Origin of the sequence: Cognatundibacterium luofuense (genome assembly GCF_018139685.1) — a bacterium.
Classification (GTDB): domain Bacteria; phylum Pseudomonadota; class Gammaproteobacteria; order Burkholderiales; family Burkholderiaceae_D; genus Undibacterium; species Undibacterium luofuense.
In genome coordinates this window covers 103,067-113,604 of the sequence record NZ_JAGSPN010000015.1, presented here as the reverse complement: position 1 = coordinate 113,604, position 10,538 = coordinate 103,067, and the positions used below count along the sequence as shown (strand labels likewise).

9 protein-coding genes are annotated in these 10,538 nt (G+C 42.9%); 3 read left to right on the top strand and 6 right to left on the bottom strand.

Going from position 1 to position 10,538, the window contains the following annotated elements:
* Positions 1–165: 165 nt before the first annotated feature.
* The 3 genes from KDM89_RS17165 to KDM89_RS17155 form a co-directional block, all read right to left on the bottom strand.
* The gene (locus KDM89_RS17165; RefSeq protein ID WP_212689148.1) at positions 166–1,383 is read right to left on the bottom strand and encodes a GumC family protein; all 1,218 of its coding nucleotides are present in this window, start codon (positions 1,381–1,383) and stop codon (positions 166–168) included.
* 2 nt (positions 1,384–1,385) lie between these two features.
* Positions 1,386–3,635 carry an SLBB domain-containing protein gene (locus KDM89_RS17160; protein ID WP_212689147.1) on the bottom strand — a complete coding sequence of 750 codons (2,250 nt, stop codon included), beginning with the start codon at positions 3,633–3,635 and terminating at the stop codon, positions 1,386–1,388.
* Between the two features lie 93 nt (positions 3,636–3,728).
* Positions 3,729–4,733 (bottom strand): MraY family glycosyltransferase, encoded by a 1,005-nt coding sequence (locus tag KDM89_RS17155; protein ID WP_212689146.1) that lies wholly within the window; start codon positions 4,731–4,733, stop codon positions 3,729–3,731.
* 423 nt (positions 4,734–5,156) lie between these two features.
* Between KDM89_RS17155 and KDM89_RS17150 the strand changes: the two genes are divergently transcribed.
* Positions 5,157–6,182 carry a S8 family serine peptidase gene (locus KDM89_RS17150; protein WP_212689145.1) on the top strand — a complete coding sequence of 342 codons (1,026 nt, stop codon included), beginning with the start codon at positions 5,157–5,159 and terminating at the stop codon, positions 6,180–6,182.
* 125 nt (positions 6,183–6,307) lie between these two features.
* Here the strand turns inward: KDM89_RS17150 and KDM89_RS17145 are convergent, their stop codons facing one another.
* The 3 genes from KDM89_RS17145 to KDM89_RS17135 form a co-directional block, all read right to left on the bottom strand.
* Positions 6,308–6,718 (bottom strand): hypothetical protein, encoded by a 411-nt coding sequence (locus tag KDM89_RS17145; RefSeq protein ID WP_212689144.1) that lies wholly within the window; start codon positions 6,716–6,718, stop codon positions 6,308–6,310.
* Between the two features lie 115 nt (positions 6,719–6,833).
* The gene (locus tag KDM89_RS17140; protein WP_212689143.1) at positions 6,834–7,772 is read right to left on the bottom strand and encodes a hypothetical protein; all 939 of its coding nucleotides are present in this window, start codon (positions 7,770–7,772) and stop codon (positions 6,834–6,836) included.
* 291 nt (positions 7,773–8,063) lie between these two features.
* Positions 8,064–8,543, bottom strand: coding sequence for a hypothetical protein (locus KDM89_RS17135; protein WP_212689142.1), 480 nt, complete (start codon positions 8,541–8,543; stop codon positions 8,064–8,066).
* 375 nt (positions 8,544–8,918) lie between these two features.
* On the opposite strand from KDM89_RS17135, the gene KDM89_RS17130 reads away from it, so the two are divergent.
* Positions 8,919–9,659 carry a hypothetical protein gene (locus KDM89_RS17130; protein ID WP_230427935.1) on the top strand — a complete coding sequence of 247 codons (741 nt, stop codon included), beginning with the start codon at positions 8,919–8,921 and terminating at the stop codon, positions 9,657–9,659.
* A gap of 259 nt (positions 9,660–9,918) precedes the next feature.
* Positions 9,919–10,521 carry a LysE family translocator gene (locus KDM89_RS17125; protein WP_212689141.1) on the top strand — a complete coding sequence of 201 codons (603 nt, stop codon included), beginning with the start codon at positions 9,919–9,921 and terminating at the stop codon, positions 10,519–10,521.
* Positions 10,522–10,538: the final 17 nt, after the last annotated feature.

The following is a 10,538-nucleotide window of genomic DNA, read 5'->3' as shown; positions in this document are numbered from 1 at the left end:
GTTCCAAAGTAGTTCCCGCTAATATTCAACGGGAACTACTTTGAAGATTTTTAATGCTGACGTCCAAACGGTTCAGATGAGGCGCTTACTTTTGGTGTTTGTCAGCAGTCTGGAGCATTTATAAAATGGGCTATTTTTTGAGGGTGAATCAAATTTTTCCGAGCATTAAATATTTTTTAAATCACGAATTTTTTGAGTGCTGCTTGAAGAAACGGATCTTTCTGATAGAAATGCAGTTCCTATTCCTAAGAGCAATCCAAACATAGCAAAGATTATGGCAATTAAGCTACGTTGCGGTTTTACTTTTATTTCGGGGTCTATTGCTTTGTCTAAAATCTGAATCAAGGGAATATCTTTTGCTTCATCGAGACGCGCGATTTCGTATTGTTTTGATAGCATTTCATGAAGCATTTGATAATATTTTAAGTCTCTTAATAATTGTAAATTGTTGTTGTTTTTAATGATTTTTTCTTTATTTATGGCGTGTTTTCCGAGAGTTAAGTTTTCACTAGATTTTGATGTGTTATAGCTACCGTTCTCTAACTTTGATAACTCTTCTTGCATTCCAAGTATCTCTTGATTAACTCGCTTGTATTGAGGGCTGTTCGGAGTAACGAATGATTCCAAGGATTTTAATTGGATTTGTTTTAACGAGATTGCTGCTCTTAATTTTGCAATTGTCTCAAGTGTAACTTTGCTTGTAATATCTACACTTGTAACACCATTTTCTTCTATGCTGCTGGACAGAGTTTTCTCTAATTCGCTTAAGTTATTTTTTGCACGTTCTAACTGTGTTTCGTAAAAAACTCGTCGTTGAGAAGCTTCTGTTAATGCTAATTTACTAGTCAGCTCTGTTAATTCTTGGACATATGCATTAGCAATTTCAGCTGCAAAATGAGGGTCATGATCATCAAAGTCTATTGAGATAATGCCATCTTTCCCAGAAGATATGGACGACCTTGAACTTAATATAGTTCTTGTATTTTCCATATATTTTTGGTCGTATTTTTTCTGCAAATCAAACTTCTGAATTAATTTGTCATTTAAATATCTACTTTTCAAAAGTGCGATGTAAAGCTCGTTTGGGTTTTTTATTCCCAAGGCTGCACCGGCACTACCAGCAAGTCCGCCAAGTTGAGAAAGCATAGCAGACGCCGTTGATTGGCTTTGCTGTGGGGGTAAGATTTTAGTGTTCGCCCTGTAGGTGTTCGGAATTAAAAGACTAACCCCGTACGCGAGTATTCCAAAAATAATTGGAAATGTAAGGATTTTGAATTTATGCTTTGCTATTATGATTAATAAGTAAATTGCGTTAATATCATTTTCATTGGAGATGTTCATGTCATCTAAATTTTGCTTATTTTCTTTTTCTAATGTGGACATGCTTATTGCCTTAATGTTTTAATTGCAGCTGCGCTGATACCAAATCCGGAAAGAATCTGTGCCCAATCTTTCAGTCCATTTGTCAGTGTTTTATATGGCGTTTCTTTGTTTAAGCGTTCAGGAATGACGATGGTATCACCTGGCATCAGAGCATAAGAGTTAATGCTAGAAAACCATCCGCGTCCTGTCGAAGAAAGAACGGTACCATTCGCACGTAAGATAAAAATATTATCTGTATCTGCATCTGAAGTTAATCCAGAATTTTGCAAATATTTATCGACTGTAGTACCTTTTTGCCAAATTAATGAAGATTCTTGATTTACAGCGCCGAATATATGAATAAAGTCGGGACGACTAGGTATGACTAGCTGGTCTCCATTTTCAAGTTTCAAATTAGGTAACTTAAGTAAGTTTTCGTTATTCTCACTTGACTCTAAATCCAACGAAATTCTACCTGTCGCTTTTAATTCACGGAGCTTAGCAATCGCATTAGCACTAGACTCTTTCGCAGCCTGAATTCTTGCCGATGCGAATGCAGCATCATTGCTAGTATCGTTTGTTGTGATTTTTGCATTCTCTGAGCGTAATTGTGCTTCGAGGCGTCGAACCGCTTTTTCAAGATTGGCTTGTTGCTCCTTTCGCACTTGTTCACGGTAAAATTCTGTGCCGAAAATATACGCACTGTTTGTTGCGCCGCCAGCTTTAGTAATTAGGGACTGAATCGTATCACCCGGAGTCATTTCATATACTCCAGGGATATTAACTTCTCCTTCTACTCTCACAACAACTTTTCGCTTTGACGCAGGGACACGAATATCATTTTGCGAAAACACTGTTACAACGTCGCCGGACTGAAGAGTTAAATTGTCTGGACTATTGACATCAGCCATTGCCCGGCCAAGATTAAATGAAACCAGGCTGATACTTTGGGTTTCTTTATCTGTTCGTTCTATAACGGCGTATTCCCAGTTGATTTCATCGGACAAATTGCCGATTCTTGCAGCTATTGAATTACTGTTTTGATTTGTAGCTGCGACATCAAGACCTTCAAAATTTCGTCTTGCAATGGTAGCTCGTGTAGTCAGAGCTTCTCGGTTTGGTATCAGATCCCTGATGCGCATTCCGATTGTATATGGAATACGAAGTTGTTGATTTACATTACCGCGTAAGGAAACAGCATTCGAAAAATCTGGTGTAATAGGGCTGATGGAAACGATATCACCGCTTTTTAAAGTTCTATTTAAGCCTTGGTTGTCCAGTTTAAACTCTTCGACGCTTCGAGGTTGTGATTTTGTCGGATCAATTCGTTCCAAAAACACGCGACGTGGATCTGCGATAACTGGCAAACCGCCAGCGATTTCAAGAACGTTGCTCAGAGTCTCATTTTGCGATCTCAGTTCGTAGATTGCTTGCGTATTGACCTTACCGGTAAGTGCAACGTGACCGACTGCTGCAGGTATGAAAATAGTATCTCCGTCCTGAAGTTTTACATCTCCGGATTTGTCGCCTTTGGCAATGAAAGAGTAGATGTCTAAGTTGCCAACAGTTTTGCCGTGACGCTTTACCTGTACATTTCGCATTGAACCTACTGAATTTGGCCCGCCGCTTGCCAGAAGGGCAGTGACCAAAGTGGAGAAACCAGAGACGGTGTAAGAACCTGGGCGTTTTGCGTGACCAACGACATATACTGTGATAGCGCGTAATCGTCCGAAAGTAACATTCATCGAAAAATCACGATACAGCTTTGCGACACTGGCCTTGATAACGGACTCTGCATCACCCGCTTTTACGCCGGCGAGAGAAATCGTTCCGACTGTAGGTAAACTGATATTACCGCTACGGTCGATCGTAGTTTTGTAGTCGATATCGACGCCACCCCATGCACGGATTACGACTTCATCCCCAGGGCCCAAAGCGTAGTCAGTTGGCAAAGGTGTGTTCTGCAAAGGAGCGAAGCTGGAAGGGCTGCCTGAGAAGAAATCCTGACCATATAAATTTAAAATTTTTCCCGTGGAATATTGTACAAAAGCCTGAAATTCACTTTTTTCGTTTTTTCCAACGCCGCCGGCATCTGCGCGTTGTGCGACTACAGGCTCGTTTGAGATGCTTTGAACGCCGTTTTGGTTTGAAATTTTAGGTGTTTTGAATGCCTCAGCCGGTAGGGCAGATATCTCGGCAGATGTAAGTTCAGCTTGTTGCGCATATGCACTGCTGATCAGCAGCAATGTTAACGTTGGTATAAATTGCTTCATTGATTTCTGCATAATAGGGAATAATCTTATTTTTGATCTGAGTACTAGTTCATATCAAAGTCGGGTTTGTTTGCCGAAACTAGTTGCCTTGAATTAGATGGATGGCGTTGGAATTTCTACGTCAATTTGCTTTTTTCTGCTAATTTTCATCCATGATTTTAATTTGAATTTGACAATCATTGAATAAAGAGAACCGTAAATCAACACAAATAAGCCCATAAAGATAAATATACCTGCAGAATTGTTCCACACAAAAAGGGCAGGGATGGCGCCAAAAAGGGATACGAGCCAAAGATAAGGTGATGTCATGGAATTTTGGCGAATTTTGAGTGCAGGTGTTTTATCTGAACATTTCACCAGTCGGCGATAGATCAAACTGTGTAAATGTATTGCATCTGGCTCACCGACCGGATGGCCGCGAACAAATTTGCGTCTGTAAATTGAAAAGACGGTTTCCCAGACAGGATAGATCACAACTAAAACAGGAAACCAGGGAGAGACCGCAGGATTGCGATTTACTAACAGAACGAGCAGTTCGGCAATTGCAAAGCCCCAGAGGTAGGCACCACCATCACCCGCAAAAATTTTTCCACCCGGAAAATTCCAGACGAAAAATCCCAAAGTTGCGAATAATAAAAGCAACGATTGAGTAAGGATAAAATTGTCTCCTACCTGATACGCGACGAAAGCGATCACGGCGAGCAGCATCATAGTTACACCACTCGCAAGGCCATTGAAGCCATCAATAATATTTAATGAGTGAGTCGTTCCTCCCACGCCAATCATGATGATCAGCGCATTAAGGAAAATGTAAGTTTGCGTGTATTGATCAATTACACCAATATTCAACGGATACAGCTTGGCATTGACCAGCCACATACCGACTAAGGCAGAAACAAATGCAGCTATTAGTCGCTTCAGTGCACTGACTTTTTTCGTGAAATCTTCAGTCATTCCGGCAAGCCAGACTGGTAGTAGCGAGCATAAAAAATACCAGCTGTTTGTTTGTTGTTCGCTGAAGTAGAGATAAACCATGCCGGTAACAACAGCCAGCATGACAGGGAGCCCGCCAATTCTGGGGGTAGCGCTGGCATGCATTTTTTGTGGACCGGATGCAACGTGGTCAGTGGATATGTGAGCGTGTATATGCTGAAAATTAACCAGCAAATAGCATGTCAGGAATGAAACAATCAGTGTAAGTATGGATGCTGTGAGCATTTTTAGGGGTGGTTTTGTGTGCTGCACAATAGGTTTTATCAGACGAATGGACGATTTGCAAGCCCAAAATTTCAACCGATCGCAGCAGAATTAATTTTGCACATTTTAACGGATTTTTATTCGAAAAAGTTGCTATAAAGGCAATAAGGTGATGCTAAATTGCCCGAAGTTTCCGAATTTTTCAGTTTTTTATGAAGCTTCTTATTGAATACTATTTTTGTGACGAGAAAATTACCTAATTTAATGCCTCGAATTTATCTTATGTAAAACAAAATGAAAGTTTGTCGCATAACAACATAAATCATGAAATTCAGATATTCAGTGAATTTCTTCATTATCTTCTCTCAGCTTAATTGTATTGTTGTTGCGTTTGCAGACACTGGTTACGTGCCTCATGAAGACTTAACTGCGAATCTTGTGCCGGCGCAAGGTGGTACCGCAGGGCAGTATGGTTATAATTTTATTACCGACTACAATAAAGCGCGCTTGCCAAAACCTCAGACTGGTTCTTCTGTTCGTGGCCCGGATGCAATTGATATGGGTGACTGGTCTGACGGTACGGGTTGTGCAGCGGAAGACAGCACATGGCATGGTACTCACGTTGCAGGAACAATTGCTGCAGTCGCGAATAATGGTAAGGGAATTTCTGGTGTTGCTCCATTAGCAAAAGTACTCCCTTTACGTGTCTTAGGCATGTGCGGTGGAACAACTTCAGATATTTCTGATGCCGTAGCGTGGTCCGCAGGTTTGACGGTTCCGAATATGCCGGTCAACACGACAAAAGCAAATGTCGTGAATCTGTCGCTAGGTGGTATTCATGCTTGTAGTCGAACAACGGCTGCTGCATTCCAGTCTGTCATGTCTGCGGGCACAATCGTTGTTGTTGCTGCCGGGAATGAGTCAATTGATGCTAAGTTGTCCAGTCCTGCCAATTGCCCGGGTGTTATTACGGTCGCATCTAATGATATTGCCGGCGCCCGTTCAAGCTATTCGAATTATGGTGGCACTGTGACGATTGCTGCACCCGGAGGCGGCTTTACAACAGCTAGTGATTTAATCTACTCAACATTGCCATCTGGTAAGACAAGCTACACCGCAATGACGCCTACAGAGGTTAATGCATACGGGACAATGGCTGGCACTTCGCAGGCGACGCCACACGTTGCAGGTGTGATCGCATTAATGTTGTCGGTGAATCCGAAGCTGACACAGACTCAGGTAAAAGATATCATTATGAAAACTTCACGCCGCCCGCCTGCAAACTGTCCCGCATGTGGTGCAGGCATTATTGATGCTACCGCAGCCGTGAATGCTGCAAAAGCTCCGTAAAGCGCAAGCACGTCATACATAGTATTAATGTATGATTTTGTCATGGTGCAAAAAAGCTGACCCTGAAACTCAGGGTCAGCTTTTTCAATTGAACTGCAGCCAGCGAAGCGAAATACAGAAATGAGTCAAGGGTTCACAGTGTTGTGTTTTGAGAAAACCTGTACTTTGGTACCTTCAGGTTTACGGGACGATAAAGCGAGTTTTTGCGTTTGCTGAAATTCGTCCATGATAAATGCCAGATTATTTTTATCCGGTGGAGGATAGGCAAAGATCCGGGTGCCGCCGTTTTCCTGCGAGGCAACAACACGCAGTTGTTTCTGCGTCAGATAGTTACTGATTCTGTCACTGTCTTCTTTTTGTGTTGAGAATACGCTGATGTAATACTCTTTGTGATTCACCACTTGAGTATCGCGCTCTGCGAGACTTGGCATTTCCTTGCCATCCCCGCTGTCTTTCAGGCATCCGCTCAGCAAAAGCGCAATTGCAGCCGTCATAAAGCCAGTAAAGATTTTTGTGACCGTAGAGCGTGCAAGCATGTTTTGGCGTCAGGTTGTTGTATTGATTGAGTACTGAAGTATGGTAGCAAACGGCTAAATTCTGTGCGTATTTATAAGCTGTAAAGTTGTTTTTTAGCCTGATTCGGTTTTTTGATTAAAACAATGTTTGTAGCCCGCGGATAATCAAATAGGCCAGCAAACAAAGCGATATAAACCACATTGGAGGGTGAATCAGTACGGTAATAATTGCCACAGCATCCAGCAAACTGACTGCAGCAGTCAGTAACTCACGCCCTATTCTTGATGCATCAGGCTGTACTGGATAAAGTAAAGTTTCAATGGCTTTTGTGAGTACTCCAAACGAAAACAATATTAAAATAAACATAACGATGCTTTGGTTCGGTATCCCGGAAATCACAGATCCGCTTGCTGCCTCTGTCGCAAGCAGTTTTGGAAACAGATGAAAGCCGCTGGTCGCATAGGCTGCGAGTGGCAACATCAGAATAATGGCCCATATTTTTCTGACAGAAAAACTTTGCTTGGCCAGTGATGCAAAATGACTGGCAACGTGAAACGTAAAGATAAGCCCGGCTATCCAGACAAGTAATACTGGAAAACCGTCACTGAACACTAAACCTGCTAATAAAAAATAGCACGCACGTACTGCTGCACTAAAAAAGACGGCAAGAATCGGGCGCTCTGAAAATTGAAATTGCAGGGACATCAGGACAAAAAGTCCGACGATCAGCCAGCGGGAATCATGTCGTGACAAAGACTGAATCGTAAAACATCCTACAAAGACAAGTGCAACGCCGGCAACAGCAAGCAATCCGACTGGAATACTGTTGATAAATGACTGGCTGTTGATACTTACCGGGGAACTATTCGGGCGTATCATAAATATCAGGCTTTGCCCCGCATTAACAAACAGCATAGACAACACTAGGGCGATAATATGGTCGCGCGACGGCAGGCTTGCGGTGGTATAAGCGCCAATCAGGCTGGCAGACAGTACATTACTTGCAAGCCCAGGCCACTCCGTGATTTTGTTCAAAGAAACAGAACTTATCAATTGTCCAGCCCATCCCCGCATTGTTGGCTTTCCCTGATTTTTCAACAGTAAAGTAACAGCAAGGTTTGTGCCACGCGGGTGGGATAACACCCTGTTGTAACGATTGAATTAGGTATCCGAATTTCAGTTCGGATGTTTTGCATTCCAAAATGTTAAATGCAGAAAAGAGAAAACAAATTATGCTGCTCTTGCTTGATTGCGCACCATGAAAGGAATTTCACGCTGGCTCCATTTTTTGCGCCGGAGAAAACATTAGTACTTGATGTAATTTACATGTAATTTGATGTAATTTACATGCAAATAAATGCACTCTTACGCTGCGTTGGACGATTCCTCTGAAAATCGCAGTTGACTGCGCTTAATCCAGAGTGCATTCACAATTTGCTCTTGATCGAATCCAGTCTCTGTCAGAGCTGAATGCAAGTCAGATTCGCTGGCCAGTGAAAAAACATCATCTTCTTGCAGAAGATCGATCAGGGTAAGTGCTGTCATTGGTCCGTAACTTCTCTGAATTGCAAAAGCGGCCGCACCGAGCGGATGCCCTGCTTTTGATAACACTCTGACCATGAGCTCGGCAGGAATATGACTCTCGTATGCATGTTTAATCACATGGGTAAGATGGAGCGCGCCAATATTTCTTAATCCGGCCTGCTGCGCAGAATCGACATCAACGGATCTGCGATGATGACGGAGTTGTTCATTGACCTCTGTAACCGCTGAAACCGGATCTTTTCGCTCTCTTACTTTTTCTGAAAACAGCAAAAGCAGGCTGTCGGTTAATGGATCAGTCATCTTCTTTCTCCTCAGCATAAACGCTGTCATTTTGTACAGAGCCGTTTTTGTCGATCTTGAGCAGCATGTTGTACGGGGGCAGACAGAACATTTTGCATCGCATTTTAGGCAATTCCTGCGTAAATTTGTAAATGTGTATTTCTTTTATGGCAACAATGACTATGCAGAATATCCATTGTTTTATATGCAATTCAGATTGGTCGCTAGTAGTCAGTAAAATCTTTGCCTCCGATGGAACCACTGTTTATCTGCGATTTCAGGTGGTTTATCAGTGCCACATGCCATTCATCACAACACGAAAATTTGTGCTGATTTCCTTGTTAAACTGAATTTGTTATTTCACTTTGTTTAACAAAATTAATTCGAGGGGCAGGTATGAAAATTTCTGAACGGCAATTAACACCATTTTTTTCCGGAGCAGCCTCTGCTGCAGTCGTAATCTTTACTACCGTTTTTCTGACTGGAGCAAAAGACGGGCCAGTGAAAGCGCATTTTGATGAAATCACCGTAGGAAGGATCAATATTGCCGAACCTGATGGCACGAAACGATTGATTATTTCTAACAAAGCCCAGTTCCCGGGGGCGTTTGAGCAAGGAAAAGAAATAGCACGGCCAGATCGTGCCAGTTTTGCAGGAATGCTGTTTCTGGATGAAGAAGGGAATGAAAATGGCGGCTTGATTCAAAAGGGAAGCAGAGACGCTCAGGGGAAAATTCGCGCAGGATTATCGCTGACTTTTGACCGGTATCGTCAGGATCAGGCAATGCAGTTATTACATACCAATAATGAAAAGTCAGCGAATTCAGCCATTATGATTAATGACGTTCCTTACTACGAAACAACGTCGATCAGCGATTTGTCTGCATTCAGCGATGCATCCGCGAAGTTATCTCCACAGGAGCGCGATGCTTACTGGAAAAAACTCAGTACTGACGGACGTTTGTCTGAAAACCGTATTCGATTAGGGACAACCGGCGATAAAGCATCGGCACTGGCCCTCAAGGATGCACGCGGGCGAACACGTATGTTGCTCATCGTAAATGCCGATGGCCAGGCTCAGATCAGTATGCTGGATGAGCACGGCAATACCGTGAAATCCATTAAGGCAACAGATTAAACAGCGCGGCCACAAAATCCCCCGGAACTGTCATTGAGGAGTGAATTTGAGGAGACAGGGCAAAGCAAGATAACGGAAATCAGATTTACACTGCCGCCCTGCTCCGGTTTTTACCCTATTCATTTTATTGAATGATATATGCAAAAAATTTTGATAATTTAGATAAAAAATGCATATATCTTGTTTTTAGTGGTGAATAAAGCTGAAATTGATCTGAATGCGTTCCGTACAATGCTCACCTTCATTCAGGGAGAGTATTGTGGAACACTGGTTGTTATATTTCAGTGCAGTTTGTGCGGTTTTTTTATTGCCGGGGCCGGATATGGCGCTGGTGATGAATAATGCTATCCAGCGTGGATTCCGCGCGGGCGTCTGGACCTCTGCCGGACTGGCATTTTCCCGCTCTGCACACGTGGTGTTATCCGGTGTGGGTTTGTCTGCCCTGTTTCACGTATTTCCAGTATTGCTGGAAGTGGCAAAGTTTGCAGGAGCGGCATTTCTGATCTGGCTGGCATACGGTAGTCTGCGCAGCAGTGATACCCAGAGTCAGGATAAACCGGCGTTTGAAGGAAAAGTTGCATTTCGTCAGGGCTTGCTGACGAATCTGATGAATCCGAAAGCCCTGATGTTTTGCGGAGTTTTTTTGCCGCAATTTATTCGTCCTGGGGAAATGCTGGCGACCGAATATCTGAAGCTGGGTTCCGGTCTCGTGATATCTGGCTGGTTGTTTGATCTGCTCTACGCAGGCTTGGCAGCGAGGGCTGCCAGTTATTTAAGCGGCCCGTCACGTACCCGCACTTTAATTAACAGGATGTTTGCCGGTATTTTTGCATTAACCGCATTTAAGCTCATCCTGAGCTGACTACATACAAAGCCTGT

Excerpts from the sequence above, each read along its gene's own strand:
- KDM89_RS17165 (WP_212689148.1), bottom strand. The coding sequence starts at position 1,383 with ATGTCCACATTAGAAAAAGAAAATAAGCAAAATTTAGATGACATGAAC.
- KDM89_RS17160 (WP_212689147.1), bottom strand. The coding sequence starts at position 3,635 with ATGAAGCAATTTATACCAACGTTAACATTGCTGCTGATCAGCAGTGCA.
- KDM89_RS17155 (WP_212689146.1), bottom strand. The coding sequence starts at position 4,733 with ATGCATGCCAGCGCTACCCCCAGAATTGGCGGGCTCCCTGTCATGCTG.
- KDM89_RS17150 (WP_212689145.1), top strand. The coding sequence starts at position 5,157 with ATGAAATTCAGATATTCAGTGAATTTCTTCATTATCTTCTCTCAGCTT.
- KDM89_RS17145 (WP_212689144.1), bottom strand. The coding sequence starts at position 6,718 with ATGCTTGCACGCTCTACGGTCACAAAAATCTTTACTGGCTTTATGACG.
- KDM89_RS17140 (WP_212689143.1), bottom strand. The coding sequence starts at position 7,772 with ATGCGGGGATGGGCTGGACAATTGATAAGTTCTGTTTCTTTGAACAAA.
- KDM89_RS17135 (WP_212689142.1), bottom strand. The coding sequence starts at position 8,543 with ATGACTGATCCATTAACCGACAGCCTGCTTTTGCTGTTTTCAGAAAAA.
- KDM89_RS17130 (WP_230427935.1), top strand. The coding sequence starts at position 8,919 with ATGAAAATTTCTGAACGGCAATTAACACCATTTTTTTCCGGAGCAGCC.